Annotated in this window: 16 protein-coding genes; 12 read left to right on the forward strand and 4 right to left on the reverse strand. The window is 62.7% G+C overall.

Going from position 1 to position 18,282, the window contains the following annotated elements; all coding sequences use genetic code 11:
* The first annotated feature begins 88 nt into the window (after positions 1-88).
* Together KXR72_RS02655 and KXR72_RS02660 are read left to right on the forward strand one after the other, a co-directional pair.
* A complete protein-coding gene (locus tag KXR72_RS02655; RefSeq protein ID WP_437419573.1) occupies positions 89-940 on the forward strand; it encodes an ion transporter in 852 nt (283 codons plus the stop codon).
* 114 nt (positions 941-1,054) lie between these two features.
* Positions 1,055-1,468, forward strand: coding sequence for a CopD family protein (locus tag KXR72_RS02660; RefSeq protein WP_437419574.1), 414 nt, complete (start codon positions 1,055-1,057; stop codon positions 1,466-1,468).
* A 51-nt stretch (positions 1,469-1,519) separates the two neighbouring features.
* On the opposite strand, the gene KXR72_RS02665 is transcribed toward KXR72_RS02660, so the two are convergent.
* On the reverse strand, positions 1,520-1,984 hold the full coding sequence (locus KXR72_RS02665) for a DUF2231 domain-containing protein (RefSeq protein ID WP_437419575.1): 465 nt from the start codon (positions 1,982-1,984) through the stop codon (positions 1,520-1,522).
* Between the two features lie 144 nt (positions 1,985-2,128).
* On the opposite strand from KXR72_RS02665, the gene coxB reads away from it, so the two are divergent.
* Genes coxB through KXR72_RS02680 form a run of 3 tightly spaced genes read left to right on the forward strand, consistent with a single transcriptional unit; the run spans position 2,129 to position 5,909 of the window.
* A complete protein-coding gene (gene coxB / locus KXR72_RS02670) occupies positions 2,129-3,022 on the forward strand; it encodes a cytochrome c oxidase subunit II (RefSeq protein ID WP_437419576.1) in 894 nt (297 codons plus the stop codon).
* Positions 3,019-5,550 carry a cytochrome c oxidase subunit I gene (ctaD, locus tag KXR72_RS02675; RefSeq protein ID WP_437419577.1) on the forward strand — a complete coding sequence of 844 codons (2,532 nt, stop codon included), beginning with the start codon at positions 3,019-3,021 and terminating at the stop codon, positions 5,548-5,550. Before coxB ends, ctaD begins: the two co-directional genes overlap by 4 nt.
* On the forward strand, positions 5,550-5,909 hold the full coding sequence (locus KXR72_RS02680) for a hypothetical protein (RefSeq protein WP_437419578.1): 360 nt from the start codon (positions 5,550-5,552) through the stop codon (positions 5,907-5,909). The genes ctaD and KXR72_RS02680 overlap by 1 nt, the downstream gene beginning before the upstream one ends.
* 1 nt (position 5,910) lies before the next feature.
* On the opposite strand, the gene tusA is transcribed toward KXR72_RS02680, so the two are convergent.
* Together tusA and rlmM are read right to left on the reverse strand one after the other, a co-directional pair.
* Positions 5,911-6,162 (reverse strand): sulfurtransferase TusA, encoded by a 252-nt coding sequence (tusA, locus tag KXR72_RS02685; protein ID WP_437419579.1) that lies wholly within the window; start codon positions 6,160-6,162, stop codon positions 5,911-5,913.
* A 64-nt stretch (positions 6,163-6,226) separates the two neighbouring features.
* Entirely contained in the window at positions 6,227-7,276 is a 1,050-nt protein-coding gene (gene rlmM, locus KXR72_RS02690; protein WP_437419580.1) for a 23S rRNA (cytidine(2498)-2'-O)-methyltransferase RlmM, read from the reverse strand.
* A 285-nt stretch (positions 7,277-7,561) separates the two neighbouring features.
* Here rlmM and acnA point away from each other — a divergent pair, with 285 nt between their 5' ends.
* Both acnA and KXR72_RS02700 read left to right on the forward strand, forming a co-directional pair.
* On the forward strand, positions 7,562-10,237 hold the full coding sequence (gene acnA, locus KXR72_RS02695; protein WP_437419581.1) for an aconitate hydratase AcnA: 2,676 nt from the start codon (positions 7,562-7,564) through the stop codon (positions 10,235-10,237).
* A gap of 227 nt (positions 10,238-10,464) precedes the next feature.
* Positions 10,465-12,033: a methyl-accepting chemotaxis protein gene (locus tag KXR72_RS02700; protein ID WP_437419582.1), complete on the forward strand. Its 1,569-nt coding sequence runs from the start codon at positions 10,465-10,467 to the stop codon at positions 12,031-12,033.
* Here the strand turns inward: KXR72_RS02700 and KXR72_RS02705 are convergent.
* The gene (locus KXR72_RS02705; RefSeq protein ID WP_437419583.1) at positions 12,023-12,712 is read right to left on the reverse strand and encodes an alpha/beta family hydrolase; all 690 of its coding nucleotides are present in this window, start codon (positions 12,710-12,712) and stop codon (positions 12,023-12,025) included. The two genes, KXR72_RS02700 and KXR72_RS02705, sit on opposite strands and share 11 nt — an antisense overlap.
* A gap of 83 nt (positions 12,713-12,795) precedes the next feature.
* Here KXR72_RS02705 and ccoN (KXR72_RS02710) point away from each other — a divergent pair, with 83 nt between their 5' ends.
* The 5 genes from ccoN (KXR72_RS02710) to ccoO (KXR72_RS02730) all read left to right on the forward strand — a co-directional run bounded on the left by ccoN (KXR72_RS02710) (position 12,796) and on the right by ccoO (KXR72_RS02730) (position 18,280).
* A complete protein-coding gene (gene ccoN / locus KXR72_RS02710) occupies positions 12,796-14,220 on the forward strand; it encodes a cytochrome-c oxidase, cbb3-type subunit I (RefSeq protein WP_437419584.1) in 1,425 nt (474 codons plus the stop codon).
* A gap of 11 nt (positions 14,221-14,231) precedes the next feature.
* Complete coding sequence (gene ccoO / locus KXR72_RS02715) at positions 14,232-14,843, forward strand: cytochrome-c oxidase, cbb3-type subunit II (RefSeq protein ID WP_437419585.1); 612 nt, start codon at positions 14,232-14,234, stop codon at positions 14,841-14,843.
* Between the two features lie 93 nt (positions 14,844-14,936).
* Positions 14,937-15,872, forward strand: a complete 936-nt coding sequence (gene ccoP, locus KXR72_RS02720; RefSeq protein ID WP_437419586.1) for a cytochrome-c oxidase, cbb3-type subunit III — start codon at positions 14,937-14,939, stop codon at positions 15,870-15,872.
* Between the two features lie 356 nt (positions 15,873-16,228).
* Positions 16,229-17,656, forward strand: a complete 1,428-nt coding sequence (gene ccoN / locus KXR72_RS02725) for a cbb3-type cytochrome c oxidase subunit I (protein WP_437419587.1) — start codon at positions 16,229-16,231, stop codon at positions 17,654-17,656.
* A gap of 12 nt (positions 17,657-17,668) precedes the next feature.
* Positions 17,669-18,280 (forward strand): cytochrome-c oxidase, cbb3-type subunit II, encoded by a 612-nt coding sequence (gene ccoO / locus KXR72_RS02730; protein WP_437419588.1) that lies wholly within the window; start codon positions 17,669-17,671, stop codon positions 18,278-18,280.
* Positions 18,281-18,282 lie beyond the last annotated feature (2 nt).

Here is an 18,282-nt window from a genome sequence, read left to right on the forward strand (position 1 = left end):
AGAGCAGCGCGAGCGCTTTGCTGCAACCATACGCTTGCGCCCTTATCGAAGTCGGGGATACTGGCCGCACATTTCCTGGGAGCCTCATATGGACAACGACGCCCTCCGATCCATGCATTGGCGAGAGCGCCTGTACATCATCATTTTCTTCACCAACACCCCGGCCGGCCGGCGCTTCGACACTTGGTTGCTCGTCGTCATCTTCGCCAGCCTGGTGGTGGTGATGTTCGACAGCATTGCCCTTTACAGCGAGCGCTACGGGCTGTTGCTCGACGGCCTGGAATGGCTGTTCACGGGCATCTTCCTCATCGAATACCTGTTGCGTATCTATTGCCACCCAGAGCCGCGTAAATACGTGTTCAGCTTTTACGGGGCGATCGACCTGCTGTCCGTGGTGCCGGCATTCATCGCCCTGCTCCTGCCAGATGCCGAATATCTACTGGTGGTCCGCGCGATCCGCATGCTGCGGGTGTTCAGGGTGCTCAAGTTGACCCAGTACCTCAGCCAGGCCAATTTCCTGCTTGTCGCGCTGCGCGGCAGTAAACAGAAAATCATCGTGTTCCTGCTCAGCGTTACGACCATGGTGCTGGTGTACGGGACGCTGATGTACGTAATCGAAGGGCCGGCGAACGGCTTTACCAGTATTCCGATGAGCATTTACTGGGCGGTCGTGACGATCACCACCGTGGGTTTTGGGGATATCGTCCCGCTTACGCCGCTCGGCAAGGCGGTAGCGACGCTCGTGATGATCACCGGTTATTCGATCATCGCGGTCCCCACGGGCATTTTCACGGCCGAGCTCGCCACGGCGATGCGCGCCGACAGCCTGCAGCATCGCTGCCCAACCTGCGAAAAGCTCACCCATGAACCGAACGCTGCGTTCTGCAGCCGCTGCGGCAGCCAGCTGTTCAGGCAAGCCGATCGCGACGCCCAGGCCTGACGCCTCTGTCGCGTAGCGCTGCGCCGCCTGGCCAGCGCTACGCCAATTGCTTCGAACCGCACCGATACCGGGGTGTCACAACTCTGACTTGCCACGGGCGGGACGGAGACATGAATGCCCTTGCTCAAACTGCTGCACTTCGCGGCACTGCTCTGCTGGTGCGGCACGCTGCTCTATCTGCCAGCGCTGATAGCCGCGGGCACCCGACGCAGTGACCCTCTCTTTTACCGAGACCATGCGCACCTGACGCGCATGGTGTTCAACCTCATCGGAACGCCGGCGGCACTCATTGCGATCGGCTCAGGCACAGCGCTGTTTCTCAAGGACGGCATCGTCGCCGGTTGGTTGATCGTCAAGCTCAGCACGGTCGCGGGCATGGTTCTTTGCCATGCGCTGTGCGGGGTGCTCGTATTGCATATCGAGCGAGCGCCGGAGCAGAGCGTGAGCATCCGCTGCCGCCTGCTGGGCGTCGTGGCGGCAACGTTCATTGCCGCGACGCTCTGGCTGGTACTGGCCAAACCCTTCTAGACCGAGACGATGCCGCCCATGAATGAACGACAGCCGCCTCTAGTCCCGCGCTTACGCCTTGTCCAGGTCGACCCCGACAGCATGCTCATAGACCAACCGGCCGCCGAGATACGCAGCAAGGGAGATCAGCAGCGCCGTGATCGCCGACAGGTACAACGCCCAGAACTGCATGCTCTGCGCATCGTTCTGAAAGCGCAGCAGCCAATTGAGCGAGGCCAGCGAGAGCATCATCACGGCGAGGATCGCATGGCACCAGGCGGTGATCTTCTGCCGAATTTCGCGGACGCTGACGAGGTCGATCAACCCGAAGATACTGGCCACCCAACCGCCCAGCGCACCGACGCCAGCCAGCCAAAGCCCCGCACGCCACCAGAAGTCGTCAAGGGTCCAGATATGCGCCAGGTCGACTGGCAGCAAGCCGGTCAGCGCGGCGACAGGGAAATGAATGAGCATCGGGTGCAGCGGGTGGCCGGCGATTGCGGCACGGCTATGGATGGAGTCTCGGTAACGGGCCATTCGGCGCTCCAGCAGGGGTCGGGGAAGAAGCGACGCCTCGCTAAACGAGTCGGCCGCTTTCAGAAATGGACCACACTGGCGCTGGCAGTTCCTTTGCTGGCGGGCTGCGGGGGCCCGCTGTCGGCACTGGACCCGGCTAGTCCAATGGCGCGCCAGGTGGCGAACGTCTGGTGGGGGATGTTCGCCTTCGCCACGCTGGTGTTGGTCGCGGTCAGTACGATCTGGATCTATGCCCTGGCCCGCAAGCCACGCGAGACTAGCCCCGACGAGGCGATACGGATCAACCGGCGCTGGGTCATTGGTGGCGGCCTCGTACTGCCCAGCCTGAGCATCATCGTGTTGCTCATTTTCGGCATTCCAACCGGGCGCAGCATGATGCCGTTACCGGTCGAGGGCGAGCAGCCGCTCAAGGTTGAGGTCACGGGCCACCAATGGTGGTGGGAGGTGCGCTACCCGGACAGCGGAGTGGTGACTGCCAACCAGCTGATCATTCCTGCCGGGCGGCTGATCGACGTGCAGGTGACCAGTGCTGACGTCATCCATTCATTCTGGATTCCGCGGCTTGGCGGCAAGATGGACATGCTGCCCGGGCGCACCAATGTCATCCGCATCCAGGCCGGGCATGCCGGGGTCTTCCATGGCCAGTGCTCCGAGTTCTGCGGTTTGCAACACACCCACATGAAGCTGCACGTCGAGGCGATGGAGCAAGCCGACTTCGAGGGCTGGATAACCGCACGTGAAAACCTGCGTTTCAGCAATGGCCCGCCAGGCGAGGCGGGCCAGGTGTTCAGCGACCGCTGCGGGCAATGCCACCGCGTGGCCGGCATCAGCGAAGGTGATCGCGCGCCGGACCTCACCGATCTGGCGACTCGCCCCAGCCTGGGCGCTGGTGTGATCGAGAACGACAGCGAAGGCCTGCGCCGCTGGCTGAGCGAGCACAAGACGCTCAAGTTCGGCAATGCCATGCCCGCGCACGACGACATTCCCCCCCAAACACTCGACCAGATGGCCGACTGGCTGGAGACGCTCGCTCCATGAATTCATCCTTCAGGGATTCCGCTCCCTGCACCGACCCGGATCAGCTGCACGACCAGTTCAACGACGTCTGGGGTAACCCGCGCGGCTGGCGCGCGCTGACCATCGTCAACCACACCAGCATCGGCCTGCGCTTCCTGGTGACCGGCGCCATCTTCTTCCTCATCGGCGGCCTGATGGCGATGCTGATCCGCACCCAGCTTGCCCTGCCGGGCTACGTGCTGATGGAGCCGGAAGTCTACAACCAGGTCTTCACCATGCACGGCTCGGTGATGATGTTCCTGTTCGCCGTGCCGATGATGGAAGGCCTGGCGGTGTACCTGATCCCGAAGATGATCGGCGCACGCGACCTGATCTTCCCGCGACTCTCATCGCTCGGCTACTTCTGCTACCTGTTCGGCGGCATCATCCTGCTTTCCAGCGTGTTCTTTGGCGTCGCGCCCAAGGCCGGCTGGTTCATGTACACGCCGCTGTCGAGCTCGTCGCACATGCCGGGCGTGAACTCGGACTTCTGGTTGCTGGGTATCACCTTCGTCGAAATTTCCGCCGTCAGCGCCGGCGTCGAGCTGGTCGTCTCGATCCTGCGCACCCGCACCAACGGCATGGCGCTGCACAAGATGCCGTTGTACGCCTGGTACATCCTGGTGATGGCGTTGATGATCGTGTTCGGTTTCCCGCCGCTGATCCTGGGCAGCATCCTGCTGGAACTGGAACGCGCCGGCGGCTTGCCCTTCTTCGATACCGCCCGTGGTGGCGACCCGGTGCTTTGGCAGCACCTGTTCTGGCTGTTCGGCCATCCCGAGGTGTACATCATCTTTCTGCCCGGCGCCGGCATCGTGTCGACGTTGCTGCCGGTGTTCTGCCAACGGCCTTTGGTGGGGTATCGCTGGGTCGTGCTCGGGGTGCTGACCACCGGTTTCCTAAGCTTCGGGCTCTGGGTACACCACATGTTCACGGTCGGCATTCCGGCGCTCGCGCTGGGCTTTTTCTCGGCGGCGAGCATGCTGGTCGCGATCCCCACTGGCGTACAGATTTTTGCCTGGATCGCCACGCTCTGGCTGGGCAAGCCGGTGTATCACGTGCCGATGCTGTGGCTGGTGGGCTTTTTGATCGTCTTCGTCTGCGGCGGCCTGACCGGCGTGATGGTTGCGCTGGTGCCTTTCGACTGGCAGGTGCACGACACTCACTTCGTCGTCGCGCACATGCACTACGTACTCGTCGGCGGAATGTTCTTCCCGCTGATGGCTGGGCTGTATTACTGGCTGCCGCATTTCTCAGGTCGGATGCCTTCGGTGCGACTGGGCCGCTGGGGGTTCTGGCTGGTCTTCATCGGCTTCAACATGACCTTCCTGATCATGCACTGGACCGGGCTGATCGGTATGCCACGGCGCGTCTACACCTACGACACGGGGCTAGGCTGGGACATTCCAAACCTGATCTCTTCGATCGGCAGCTTCATCATGGCAATCGGGATCGGCACCATCCTGCTGGACGTCGTGCTGCACTTCCGTTTCGGCCAGCCCGCCAAGACCAATCCGTGGAACGCCGACACGCTGGAGTGGGCGACCAGCCTGCCGCCCAGCCCCTACAACTTCGTCAGCCTGCCGGACGTCACCGACCGCCATCCGCTCTGGAAAGACCCTGACCTGCCCCACAGCATCGCCCGCGCCGAGCATGCGCTGAAGACCATCGACCATGGGCGACGCGAGACCTGGGGCTCGGACCCGCTGTCCGGCGAGGTGCGCGAGGTGATCCATTTGCCCGGCAACAGCTGGTTGCCCTTCATTGCGTCGGTGTTCCTGGCCGTGCTCTGCCTGAGCCTGCTGAATAAGGTTTACTGGCTCGCGCTGGTGGCGACCGTGGCGACGCTGGCGGTGCTGTTCCGCTGGTCTTGGGAGAACGGCGCGCACCCCGCCGCCGCGCCCGATGCCCAGACCCAACCGGACGAGCCTCCCTTGCACTCGCGCACATTCGACGGCCCTGGGCTCTGGGGCATGGGCGTCACATTGCTGGCAAACGGCACCATGTACCTGTCGCTGCTGTTTGGCTGGTTTTACCTGTGGACCGTTTCGCCAGGTTGGCGGGTGCCAGAAACATCCAGCCTGAACGGCTGGCTGATGCTGGCCAGTGCCGTCGTGCTGACCGGCGGCACTCTGTGGATGCGCTTGGTGCCCGGCCGCCTGCGCCGCGGGAATGGTGGGCGTCTGATGCTGAACCTGAGTGCCATCGCAGCTATCGGGCTGGTGCAGTTCGCATTGTTGCTCTGGGTGCTGCTCTCAGCAGGCTTGGAGGTGACCGAAACAGCGCACGACGCGGTGATCTTCGTCATCCTCGCTTACAGCCTGATCCATTGCGGCCTCGCCACCATCCTGACCATCCTGCAGGCGCTGCGGGTGATGTACGGCTATGTCGGGGACAAGGCACCCTATGAGGTGATCGTGGTGGAGCAGCTCTGGTACTACAACCTGGGCGTCGTCTGGGCCGCGTATGCCGCCATCGTCCTGTTTCCGTCGGCATGGGGAGGTGCCTGATGAAGTACAACCGCACCTCAGTCTTCCATCCCGTCCAGATTCCGTTCGGGCTGACCATCTGGAGCCTGTGGTTCGCCGCCATGTATGGCTCGCATGCGGTGGTCTGCGAATTTGCGCCGCCAAACCCAGAGCAAGGCATCTTCAATTGGCTGAACGCGAGCTTCGGTGTCGCGACCTTGGTCGTGGTGGCGTTGTTGCTGTTTCTCGGCCACCGCTCGTGGAAACTGTCGCGCCCGCCGCACGACCTGAACGAGCGCCAGATCTTCGTGACCAAGGTCGCCTCGGGCATCCACTTCATTGCGGCGCTGGCGACGGTGTTTGTCGGGCTGCAGCTGGCCTTCCTGCCGCCCTGCGTCTGACCTACTCAGCTTTCTTGCGAATCCAGTACAGATAGGTGTCGCCGTCAGCCTGCTGATCGACCAGCTCATGGCCGAGAAAAACGCAGAACTTGGGAATATCGCGTTGGGTCGACGGATCGGTAGCGATGACCTTTAGCAGCTCGCCGCCGGCTAGCGCGCGAACCTTGTTGTGCAACATCATGACCGGTTCAGGGCAGTTCAGGCCGGTGGCATCGAGCACCGCATCGGCGGGCATTTCGGCTGTTTCAGGCATTGCAGGCTCCAGCAATTAGGGGCGGGATTGTCGCGCAGATACGCGTCCGGGTCATCTCACGGCGTCAAAGGCGGCGCAGGTGGCAGGTCACTTCCTCGCGGTCGTGATAGAGCTGCTTGCAGCCGATGCTCGCCTTGACCCCACGTTCGGCAAGCCCGTCGGCAATGCGTTCCAACAGGCGCTTGACCTCGGCGTAGCGCTGCTTCATCGGCAGCTTGAGGTTGACTACCGCCTCGCGGCACAGGCCTTCGCCGATCCATGTTTCCAGCAGCGCCGCGTTCTTCGCAGGCTTCTCGACGATGTCGCAGACCATCCAGTCCACCGGGCGCTTGGGGCGGAAGCTGAAGCCGTCCGCGCGGTAATGCCCGACCAGGCCGGAATCCAGCAGCTCGGCGTTCATCGGCCCGTTGTCGACGGCCATGACCTCGATATCACGATTGACCAATTGCCAGGTCCAGCCACCCGGCGAAGCGCCTAGATCGACGGCCGTCATGCCGGCGGCGAGGCGTTCGCCCCACTGTTCTCGCGGGATGAAATGATGCCAGGCCTCCTCCAGCTTGAGCGTGGAGCGGCTGGGTGCCTGACGTGGAAACTTCAGCCGCGGGATACCCATCGGCCACATGGCGCTGTTGCCCGCCTCGGCGATACCGACGAAAACCTCCCGGCTGCTCTTGAATGCCAGCAACAATCGGGGCCCAGCCTCTGCCGCCGCGAGCCGGCCACCCTGCCCCAACGCCTTGCGCAGCGGCGCCTCGAACTTACGGCAGAAGGTCGACAGTTCCTTGCCTTCATTGGTGTCGAAGACTTCAAGCCACAGGCTGCCAAAGGTCATACGCGAATCAAGATGCTCCAGCAGCACACCGATGCGGTCGCTCTCCGGCAGCACGAGCCATTCGCCGCGTGACCACTGGCGTGGAAAGATCAGCCGGGCGAAGCGGGCGCCGCGCATCAACCGCTCGGCTTCACCCCCGTCCTGGCAGACGAACTCTGCATACGCACTGTCCGGCTTGGCCTTGGCGTAGCCGGCCACGCCAAGCCGCGCGGCCTGATCGCTAATCTCGGCACAGGCCTCGTTTTCGAATCCCGGGCGGCAGTGCAGCAAAAGTATGTTCATCAAATGGATCCTGCGATGGGCGCCGAAACGCCCTGCGACAAAAGCCGCACATGATAGCCGAGCGGGGAACCCCAGGCTCGCTGCTCCGGTCCAGTTAAACAGTTGCTGGATTCCGCTGCGCCTCGCCGGCCAGCCCTCGCCTCGCCGGCCCAGATGCATCGCGGCCTCCACCTCTGCGCCATCCGACTGGCGGCCAGCCACCTGGCGGACCCGTTCCCCAGGGGCTAGGTTCAAGAACACGCTCCCGATCCATTTAGCCCGGCCGTGCGGGCCAAGGAGAGACGAATGCCATCCCTGGATAGCCTGAAATGCCGTCGCAGCCTCGAGGTAAACGGCAAGACCTACCACTACTTCAGCCTGCCGGAAGCCGCCAAGCAGCTCGGTGACATCAGCCGCTTGCCGGCGTCGCTCAAGGTGCTGCTGGAAAATCTGCTGCGCTGGGAAGACGACGTGACAGTGCGCGCCGATGACTTTACCTCGCTCGCCGTGTGGCTCAAGACGCGCACCTCCGAGCAAGAAATACAGTACCGACCCGCACGTGTGCTGATGCAGGATTTCACTGGCGTGCCCGCCGTGGTCGACCTGGCCGCCATGCGCGATGCCGTGTCCCGCGCCGGCGGCGATCCGCAACGGATTAACCCGCTGTCGCCGGTCGATCTGGTGATCGATCACTCGGTCATGGTTGACCGCTTCGGTAACGAGCACGCCTACGAGCAGAACGTCGACATCGAATTCCAGCGAAACGGCGAGCGGTACGAGTTCCTGCGCTGGGGCCAGCAGGCCTTCGACAACTTCCAGGTCGTGCCGCCGGGCACCGGCATCTGCCACCAGGTCAATCTGGAATACCTCGCCCAGGTCGCCTGGACGCGCGACGAAGGCGGCGAGACGTTTGTTTATCCGGACACCCTCGTCGGCACCGACTCGCACACCACCATGGTCAATGGCCTCGGCGTGCTGGGCTGGGGTGTCGGGGGTATCGAGGCCGAGGCCGCCATGCTTGGCCAGCCGGTGTCGATGCTGATCCCCGAAGTGGTCGGCTTCCGCCTGACCGGAAAGCTGAACGAAGGCGTTACCGCGACCGACCTGGTGCTGACCGTCACGCAGATGCTGCGCAAGCACGGGGTAGTCGGCAAGTTCGTCGAATTCTTCGGGCCCGGCCTCGACAAGCTGCCCCTGGCCGACCGCGCCACCATCGGCAACATGGCGCCTGAATACGGCGCGACCTGCGGCTTTTTCCCTGTCGACGAAGTGACGCTGGACTACCTGCGCCTCTCCGGACGCGATCCGGATCGCATCGCGTTGGTCGAGGCCTATTACAAGGCTCAGGGCATGTGGCGCGACAGCGGCTCGCCCGACCCGATCTTCACCGACACCCTTGAGTTGGACCTGGGCGATGTCGTGCCCTCGCTGGCTGGGCCAAAGCGACCTCAGGATCGGGTCGCGCTGAGCGACATCGGCAGCAATTTCGACCTGTTGCTGGAAACCGGCGGCAAGAAAAGCGAAGCCGACGCGACTTATCCCGTTGCCGGCGAGAGCTTCGAACTCAAGCATGGCTCGGTGGTGATTGCCGCTATCACCTCCTGCACCAACACCTCCAACCCCAACGTGTTGATGGCCGCCGGCCTGGTAGCGAAAAAAGCGGTCGAACGCGGATTGGCGCGCAAACCTTGGGTGAAAACATCGCTGTCGCCAGGCTCAAAGGTCGTGACCGACTACCTGAAGACGGCTGGCCTTACGAATTATCTGAATGAACTGGGCTTTTACCTCACCGGCTACGGTTGCTCCACCTGTATCGGCAACTCAGGCCCCCTGCCCGACGCCATCGGCAAAACCATCGTGGACAACGACCTGGTGGTGTCCTCGGTGCTGTCCGGCAATCGCAACTTCGAGGGCCGCGTGCATCCGCTGGTCAAGGCGAACTGGCTCGCCTCGCCGCCGCTCGTCGTGGCCTATGCGTTGGCCGGGACGACACGTATCGACCTGTCCTCCGAGCCGCTGGGCACGGGCAACGACGGGCAGCCGGTGTACTTGCGCGACATCTGGCCCACCAGCCAGGAAGTCAACGAGGCGGTTTCGCTGATCGATGGCGACATGTTCCGCAGGCGCTACGCCGACGTGTTTACCGGTGAGGAAAAATGGCAGGCCATTCGCGTCACGCCGGGCGACACCTACCAGTGGAACGGCAACTCCAGCTATGTGCAGAACCCGCCCTTCTTCGAGGACATCGGCCAGGCGCCGCAGCCCCCGGCAGATGTCGAGCACGCCCGTGTGCTCGCGCTGTTTGGCGACTCCATCACCACTGACCACATCTCGCCGGCGGGCAACATCAAGGCAAGCTCACCGGCGGGCGTCTACCTGCAGCAGCTGGGCGTACCGCCGGAGGACTTCAACTCCTATGGTTCGCGCCGCGGCAACCACGAGGTGATGATGCGTGGCACCTTCGCCAACATCCGTATCAAGAACGAAATGCTTGGCGGCGAAGAAGGTGGCGACACACTGCACCAGCCCAGCGGCGAGCGCATGTCGATCTATGACGCGGCGATGCGTTACCAGCGCGAAGGCGTGCCGCTGGTCGTCGTGGCCGGCAAGGAATATGGCACCGGCTCGAGCCGCGACTGGGCGGCCAAGGGCACCAACCTGCTCGGCGTCAAGGCGGTCATCGCCGAGAGTTTCGAGCGAATCCACCGCTCCAACCTGATCGGCATGGGTGTCTTGGCGCTGCAATTCGTCGGGGACCAAAATCGCAAGTCCCTCGGTCTGACCGGCAACGAACGGCTGTCGATTCGCGGAATGAGCGCGGACATCAAGCCCCGCCAGTTGCTGACGGTCGACGTCGAGCGCGCTGACGGCTCGCAGGACAGCTTCCAGGTGCTGTGCCGCATCGACACGCTCAACGAGGTCGAGTACTTCAAGGCCGGCGGCATTCTGCACTATGTGCTGCGCCAGTTGATCGACGGCTGATCAGGCAACCCCTGCAGCCTTTTCGGCCCGTGGCAGCGCCGCTTCCACGGGCTTTTTTATTGGCCGGATGGCCATATGCAACCCTTCAGCCCAGCGCGAAGCGGCCGTTAAGGTGCACATATAAAAGGTCACGGCGGGCGCCAGTGCTCCCCTACCGAGGACGTCGCGCAGACGTGACCGACTTTCGATAAGTGGCCAGAGCCACCTTCACCCGCCAGGCGTCCGACATGCGAAACAACCAGCCCGTCACCCAGCGCGAGTATGCGTTCCCCGACCAGCAGCGTTTGATATCTACTACCGACCTGACCGGCAAGATCACCTATTGCAACGATAGTTTCGTCGAGGTCAGCGGCTACGACCGCAACGACTTGATCGGCGCCCCGCACAATCTGATTCGCCATCCGGACGTGCCTGCAGCGGTGTTTGGCCATATGTGGGCCACCCTGAAAAGTGGCAGGCCCTGGATGGGCATCGTCAAAAACCGTCGCATCGATGGCGACCATTACTGGGTAAACGCCTACGTCACGCCGGTGCTCGATGCCCAGCGCAACGTAGTGGGCTATGAATCGGTGCGCACCAAGCCCACCCGTGAGCAGGTCAGCCGTGCCGAGGCGCTCTATGCGCGCCTGAATGCCGGCAAAAGCGGCGTGCCTCGGCGCGACACCTGGCTGCCCGTCGCCTTCAATTGGTTACCCTTCATCATTATCAGCCAGATCGGTTTTCTGATCGGCGCCTGGTTCGATCACGGCTGGGGCTTCGCCCTGGCAGCACTGCTCTCAGTGCCGCTCGGCCTGGCCGGCCGCCACTGGCAGATGCGCGGCATGAACCGCCTGCTACGCCTGGCGCAGCAATCCACCAGCGACCCGCTTATCGCCCGAATGTACACCGACAGCCACGGTGTCGAAGCTCAACTGGAGATGGCGATGCTCAGCGAGCACGCACGGTTGAAAACCTGCCTGACGCGCCTGCAGGACAGCGCCGTGCAGCTGCAACAACAAGCCAAGCGGGCAGATTCGCTCGCTCACAGCTGTTCCGACGGCCTGTCGCGACAGCACCACGAGACTGAACAGGTTGCCGCGGCAATCACGCAGATGGCCGCGACTACACAGGAAGTTGCTGGCAACGTCGCGCTTGCCGCAGACGCCACCGAACAGGCCAACCAACTCGCCACCCAAGGGCGGCAAATCAGTTCAGATACACGCAAGGCCATCGAACAACTGGCCGAGGCCGTCACCGAAACCGGCGCTGCCGTATCGGCATTGGCACACAACAGCAACGAAATCGGTACGGTGGTGGACGTGATTAAGAGCATCGCCGACCAGACCAACCTGCTGGCGTTGAACGCGGCGATCGAGGCCGCGCGCGCTGGGGAAAGCGGCCGCGGCTTTGCCGTCGTGGCCGACGAGGTGCGGCAGCTGGCACAGCGAACCGCCGACGCCACCGGGCAGATCCACCGGCTCATCGAGACCTTGCAACAGCAGGCACGGCAAGCGGTCGAGACCACCGAAGCGGGCCGCAGGCATGCCAGCGCCGGCGTCGAGCGGGTCGTTGATGCGGACCGGGCGCTCTGCGGTATTGGCGAAGCGGTCGCGCGCATCATCGACATGAGCACGCAGATCGCCTCGGCAACCGAGCAGCAAAGCGCCGTCGCCGAGGAAATCAGCCAGAACGTGGGCAACATCGCCCGGCTCGCCGACCAGACCGCAGGCGATGCCGAGAGCTCGGCGCTGTTGTCCGAAGAACTGACGGCCACGGCGCACACCCAATACGCGTTGGTGGAACGCTTCAACCGTTGACCTCAGCAAGGAACGCCGCAATCGCATCGGCCGCAGCGTCCAGATGCTGCTGATGCGTCAGTCCTGAGCGTTTCAGCGGCTTGAGGTCGTGGTCCGCAGCGGCCAGCCATTCGAGCCTGATCGCCGGTGCGAGGTCGTAGGCGGCGACGCTGTCGCGATCACCCAGAGCGTCGCGCTCGCCCTGAAGGATCAAGGTCGGCGTCTGAATGGCGGCCAGGTGCGCGACCCTCGGCTTTTCCGGCTTGCCTGCTGCGTAAAACGGGTAGCCCAGGCAGATCAGCGCATCGGCACCGAGCTCATCGGCCAGCAGGCTCGCCATCCGCCCGCCCATCGACTTGCCGCCGATGGCCAACCGCCCTGCGGTCTGCTGTCGCACGTCGGCATACACCTCGCGCCACCGCTCGAGCAGTTGCGCCTGCGGATTCGGCGGCCGCTTGCGCCCCGTCGCCCGGCGTTCGGCCATGTAGGCGAACTCGAAGCGCACCACCGCAATGTCCCGCGCCACAAGGCGTTCTGCCATGTCTTGCATGAACGGGCTGTCCATCGGCGCACCGGCACCGTGCGCCAGGATCAGGGTCGCACGTGCCTCGCCCTCGGGCCGATCGACGCGGACGAATGGATTTTCACCGGGTTGCGCGCATTGATCAGCGTCAATACCGGCCATTTGCCCTTTCCCCATGCTTGCCCCCGCTTTCAAGTGAAAGATCCGACTGCTTCAACGCTACAAAAAACTGCACTTAACCCGTGGATGGAAGCCCATACATGAACACAGCAACCAGTGCCGCCTATGACTACAAGGTGGTTCGCCAATTCGCCATCATGACGGTGGTGTGGGGAATCGTCGGGATGGGGCTCGGCGTTTTCATCGCAGCACAGCTCGCCTGGCCCGTACTCAACTTCGACCTGCCGTGGACCAGTTTCGGTCGTTTGCGGCCCTTGCACACCAACGCCGTGATCTTCGCCTTTGGCGGCTGTGCATTGTTCGCGACCTCTTACTATTCGGTCCAGCGCACCTGCCAGACCACCCTGTTCGCGCCGAAGCTGGCCGCGTTCACCTTCTGGGGCTGGCAATTGGTGATCCTGCTGGCCGCGATCAGCCTACCGCTGGGCTTCACCAGCTCCAAGGAATACGCCGAGCTGGAATGGCCGATCGACATCCTGATCACCATCGTCTGGGTCGCCTATGCGGTGGTGTTCTTCGGCACCCTGGCGACCCGCAAGGTCAAGCACATCTATGTAGGCAACTGGTTCTTCGGGGGTTTCATCCTGACCGTCGCGATCCTGCATATCGTCAACAACCTGGAAGTGCCGGTGACCGCGATGAAGTCCTACTCGCTGTATGCCGGTGCGACCGACGCCATGGTCCAGTGGTGGTACGGCCATAACGCGGTGGGCTTCTTCCTCACCGCCGGTTTCCTCGGGATCATGTACTACTTCGTGCCCAAACAAGCCGAGCGTCCGGTCTACTCCTATCGCCTGTCGATCGTGCACTTCTGGGCGCTGATCACGGTGTACATCTGGGCCGGCCCGCACCATCTGCACTACACGGCGCTGCCGGATTGGGCGCAAAGCCTGGGCATGGTGATGTCCTTGATCCTGCTGGCACCGAGCTGGGGCGGCATGATCAACGGCATGATGACCCTCTCTGGCGCCTGGCATAAGCTGCGCAGCGACCCCATCCTGCGGTTCCTGGTCGTCTCCCTCGCGTTCTACGGCATGTCGACCTTCGAAGGTCCGATGATGGCGATCAAGACCGTCAACGCCCTGTCCCACTACACCGATTGGACCATCGGCCACGTACACGCTGGCGCCCTCGGCTGGGTTGCCATGGTGTCCATCGGCGCCCTGTACCACCTCATCCCGAAAGTATTCGGTCGCGAGCAGATGCACAGCATCGGCCTGATCAACGCTCACTTCTGGCTGGCGACCATCGGCACCGTTCTCTACATCGCCTCGATGTGGGTCAACGGGATCGCCCAGGGCCTGATGTGGCGCGCGATCAACGAAGACGGCACCCTCACCTACTCCTTCGTCGAGGCGCTGGAAGCCAGCCACCCCGGTTTCGTGGTGCGCATGATCGGTGGTGCGGTGTTCTTCACCGGCATGCTGCTGATGGCCTACAACACCTGGCGCACCGTGCAGGCCTCCAAGCCGGCCGAATATGACGCCGCTGCGCAGATCGCCTGAGGAGCCGAGAGATGAAGAAGCACGAAATACTCGAAAAGAACGTCGGCCTGCTGACCCTGTTCATGATCCTGGCGGTGAGCATCGGCGGCCTGACGCAGATCGTTCCGCTGTTCTTCCAGGACACCGTCAACGAGCCGGTCGAGGGCATGAAGCCCTACACCGCGCTGCAGCTCGAAGGCCGCGACCTCTATATCCGTGAGGGCTGCGTCGGTTGTCACTCGCAGATGATCCGCCCCTTCCGCGCCGAAACCGAGCGCTACGGCCACTATTCGGTCGCTGGTGAGAGCGTGTACGACCATCCGTTCCTATGGGGCTCCAAGCGTACCGGCCCGGACCTGGCTCGCGTCGGCGGCCGTTACTCCGACGACTGGCACCGCGCACACCTGTACAACCCGCGCAACGTGGTACCCGAGTCGAAGATGCCTTCCTATCCGTGGCTGGTCGAGCAAACGCTCGACGGCCAGGACACTGCCAAGAAAATGGAAGCCCTGCGCAGCGTAGGCGTGCCGTACACCGCAGACGACATTGCCGGCGCCAAGGAAGCGGTCAAGGGCAAGACCGAGATGGATGCCCTGGTCGCGTACCTGCAGGTGCTCGGTACTGCGCTGCAGAACAAGCGCTGAGCCAGGACGACGCAATCGAACACGCGGCTGACAGCAGCCGCCAGGAACCAATATCGCGGGCAGCCCGGCGCTCGGGCTGTTCAGGAGTAACAGATGAACGCTTTCTGGAGTGGATACATCGCCCTGCTGACGCTGGGCACCATCGTCGCTCTGTTCTGGCTGATTTTCGCCACGCGCAAGGGCGAGTCGGCCGGCACGACCGACAAGACCATGGGCCATTCATTCGATGGCATCGAGGAATACGACAACCCCTTGCCCAAGTGGTGGTTCGTGCTGTTCATCGCGACGCTGCTGTTCGGCATCGGCTACCTGATCCTCTACCCGGGGCTGGGAAACTGGAAAGGTGTGCTGCCGGGCTACGAAGGGGGATGGACACAGACGAAGGAGTGGCAGCGTGAAGTCGACCAGGCCGAAGCCAAGTTCGGCCCGATCTTCGCCAAGTATTCGGCCATGAGCGTCGCCCAGGTCGCGGACGATGAACGCGCGCTGAAGATCGGCGGGCGCCTGTTCGCCAACCATTGCTCGGTCTGCCACGGCTCGGATGCCAAGGGTGCCAATGGCTTCCCCAATCTGGCTGACACAGAATGGCGCTGGGGTGGTGACGCCGAGACTATCAAGACTTCGATCCTGCATGGCCGTGTCGCAACGATGCCGGCTTGGGGCCAAGTGATCGGCGAAGAAGGCGTGAAGAATGTCGCTGGCTATGTACGCAACAGCCTTGCCGGCTTACCGCTGCCCGACGGCAGCGACGTCGACCTCGACGCCGGGAGTCAGATCTTTGCGCAGAACTGCTCGGTGTGCCACGGCGCCAACGGTCAGGGCATGCCGGCCATGGGTGCACCCAAACTGACCTCTGCTGCTGGCTGGATCTACGGTTCGACCCTGCCTCAACTGCAGCAGACTATCCGTCATGGTCGCAACGGTAAGATGCCTGCGCAGGAACCCTACTTGGGCAACGACAAAGTCCACCTCCTGGCGGCCTATGTCTATAGCCTGTCGCAGAAGCCCGAGCAGGTCGCCAAGCGCTGACCGCTCATTACAGGGCGATACCTGCTATCGCCCTGTTTCGGATCAAGTCCCGCCCCAAAATGCGGCCGTGCGACGCTCTGTCGCAGACCGCCCGGTCCATCTCCGCTTGGCCTGAAAAGCCACGCGCTTCTATATTCTTCCCCGTTCGCCGCACCCCGCAGAACTAGACGGCGACACTCTCGATTCGGCACATCGGCGTGATGTGAAAAACGACCCTGCAAAGAGCATGGAAAACGCCTGGGATCAGGGTCCGGACGGCGCGAGATGGCCTGGGCCTTGATTGCATTGCCCCCCTCCTTTCTCCATACTTGCCGCCGTTTTTGCCCCCTGAAATGCCATTAGCGTGGAAGCCTTGCATGAGCACAGCAATAAGTGAGACTGCATATAACTATAAGGTGGTTCGCCAATTCGCCATCATGACGGTGGTGTGGGGAATTATCGGAATGGGTCTGGGCGTGTTCATCGCCGCACAACTGGTGTGGCCTGAGCTGAACTTCGACCTGCCGTGGACCAGCTTCGGCCGTCTGCGTCCCTTGCATACCAACGCGGTGATTTTCGCGTTCGGCGGTTGCGCCTTGATGGCGACCTCCTTCTATGTGGTCCAGCGTACCTCTCAGGTACGGCTGTTCTCCGACACGCTGGCTTCCTTCGTGTTCTGGGGCTGGCAGGCCGTCATCGTGCTCGCCGTGATCACGCTCCCGCAGGGCTTCACCAGCTCCAAGGAATACGCCGAGCTGGAATGGCCGATCGACATCCTGATAGCCATCGTCTGGATCAGCTACGCGATCGTGTTCTTCGGCACCATCATGAAGCGCAAGTCCAAGCACATCTATGTGGGCAACTGGTTCTACGGCGGCTTCATCCTGGTTACCGCGATGCTTCACATCGTCAACAACCTGGAAGTCCCGGTGAGCTGGTTCAAGTCTTACTCGATCTATTCGGGTGCGACCGACGCCATGGTTCAGTGGTGGTATGGCCACAACGCAGTAGGTTTCTTCCTGACCACCGGCTTCCTGGGCATGATGTATTACTTCGTGCCGAAGCAGGCCGAACGCCCCGTTTACTCCTATCGCCTGTCGATCGTGCACTTCTGGGCGTTGATTACCCTGTACATCTGGGCCGGCCCGCACCACCTGCACTACACCGCGTTGCCGGACTGGGCACAGAGCCTGGGCATGGTGATGTCGGTCATCCTGCTCGCACCGAGTTGGGGCGGCATGATCAACGGCATGATGACCCTCTCCGGCGCCTGGCATAAGCTGCGCACCGACCCGATCCTGCGCTTCCTGGTCGTCTCCCTGGCGTTCTACGGCATGTCGACCTTCGAAGGTCCGATGATGGCGATCAAGACCGTCAACGCCCTGTCCCACTACACCGACTGGACCATCGGCCACGTTCACGCCGGCGCGCTCGGCTGGGTTGCGATGATCTCCATCGGCTCGCTTTACCACCTGATTCCCAAGGTGTTCGGCCGTGAGCAGATGCACAGCATTGGCCTGATCAACGCGCACTTCTGGCTGGCGACCATCGGCACCGTGCTCTATATCGCCTCGATGTGGGTCAACGGCATCACCCAAGGCCTGATGTGGCGTGCGATCAACGAGGACGGCACCCTGACCTACTCCTTCGTCGAGGCACTGGAAGCCAGCCACCCCGGCTTCATCGTGCGGGCCCTCGGCGGCGCGTTCTTCCTCAGCGGCATGCTGCTGATGGCTTACAACACCTGGCGTACCGTTCGCGTATCCAAAGCGTCCGAGATCGACGCTGCTGCACAGATCGCCTGAGGAAAGGGATAGATGAAGAATCACGAAATACTCGAAAAGAACATCGGTCTGCTGACCCTGTTCATGATCCTGGCGGTGAGCATCGGCGGCCTGACCCAGATCGTCCCGCTGTTCTTCCAGGACGTGGTCAACGAGCCGGTCGAAGGCATGAAGCCCTACACCGCCTTGCAGCTCGAAGGCCGTGACCTATACATCCGCGAAGGCTGCGTCGGCTGTCATTCGCAGATGGTTCGCCCGTTCCGCGCCGAAACCGAGCGCTACGGCCATTACTCGGTTGCGGGTGAGAGCGTCTACGATCACCCATTCCTGTGGGGCTCCAAGCGCACCGGCCCGGACCTGGCTCGTGTCGGCGGCCGTTACTCCGACGACTGGCACCGTGCGCACCTCTATAACCCGCGCAACGTAGTGCCCGAATCCAAGATGCCGGCCTACCCCTGGCTGGTCGAGCACACGCTCGACGGCCGCGACACCGCCAAGAAGATGGAAGCACTGCGCAGCGTAGGCGTGCCTTACACCGAAGAAGACATCGCCGGTGCGAAGGACGCGGTCAAGGGCAAGACCGAAATGGACGCCCTTGTCGCCTACCTCCAGGTACTTGGCACCGCACTCACCAACAAACGGTAACG

Source organism: Stutzerimonas chloritidismutans (assembly GCF_051486945.1).
GTDB classification, from domain to species: Bacteria; Pseudomonadota; Gammaproteobacteria; order Pseudomonadales; family Pseudomonadaceae; genus Stutzerimonas; species Stutzerimonas chloritidismutans_B.

Bases quoted from the DNA above. Each gene is read 5' to 3' on its own strand.
- KXR72_RS02655 (WP_437419573.1), top strand. From the start codon at position 89: ATGGACAACGACGCCCTCCGATCCATGCATTGGCGAGAGCGCCTGTAC.
- KXR72_RS02660 (WP_437419574.1), top strand. From the start codon at position 1,055: ATGCCCTTGCTCAAACTGCTGCACTTCGCGGCACTGCTCTGCTGGTGC.
- KXR72_RS02665 (WP_437419575.1), bottom strand. From the start codon at position 1,984: ATGGCCCGTTACCGAGACTCCATCCATAGCCGTGCCGCAATCGCCGGC.
- coxB (WP_437419576.1), top strand. From the start codon at position 2,129: ATGGCGCGCCAGGTGGCGAACGTCTGGTGGGGGATGTTCGCCTTCGCC.
- ctaD (WP_437419577.1), top strand. From the start codon at position 3,019: ATGAATTCATCCTTCAGGGATTCCGCTCCCTGCACCGACCCGGATCAG.
- KXR72_RS02680 (WP_437419578.1), top strand. From the start codon at position 5,550: ATGAAGTACAACCGCACCTCAGTCTTCCATCCCGTCCAGATTCCGTTC.
- tusA (WP_437419579.1), bottom strand. From the start codon at position 6,162: ATGCCTGAAACAGCCGAAATGCCCGCCGATGCGGTGCTCGATGCCACC.
- rlmM (WP_437419580.1), bottom strand. From the start codon at position 7,276: ATGAACATACTTTTGCTGCACTGCCGCCCGGGATTCGAAAACGAGGCC.
- acnA (WP_437419581.1), top strand. From the start codon at position 7,562: ATGCCATCCCTGGATAGCCTGAAATGCCGTCGCAGCCTCGAGGTAAAC.
- KXR72_RS02700 (WP_437419582.1), top strand. From the start codon at position 10,465: ATGCGAAACAACCAGCCCGTCACCCAGCGCGAGTATGCGTTCCCCGAC.
- KXR72_RS02705 (WP_437419583.1), bottom strand. From the start codon at position 12,712: ATGGGGAAAGGGCAAATGGCCGGTATTGACGCTGATCAATGCGCGCAA.
- ccoN (WP_437419584.1), top strand. From the start codon at position 12,796: ATGAACACAGCAACCAGTGCCGCCTATGACTACAAGGTGGTTCGCCAA.
- ccoO (WP_437419585.1), top strand. From the start codon at position 14,232: ATGAAGAAGCACGAAATACTCGAAAAGAACGTCGGCCTGCTGACCCTG.
- ccoP (WP_437419586.1), top strand. From the start codon at position 14,937: ATGAACGCTTTCTGGAGTGGATACATCGCCCTGCTGACGCTGGGCACC.
- ccoN (WP_437419587.1), top strand. From the start codon at position 16,229: ATGAGCACAGCAATAAGTGAGACTGCATATAACTATAAGGTGGTTCGC.
- ccoO (WP_437419588.1), top strand. From the start codon at position 17,669: ATGAAGAATCACGAAATACTCGAAAAGAACATCGGTCTGCTGACCCTG.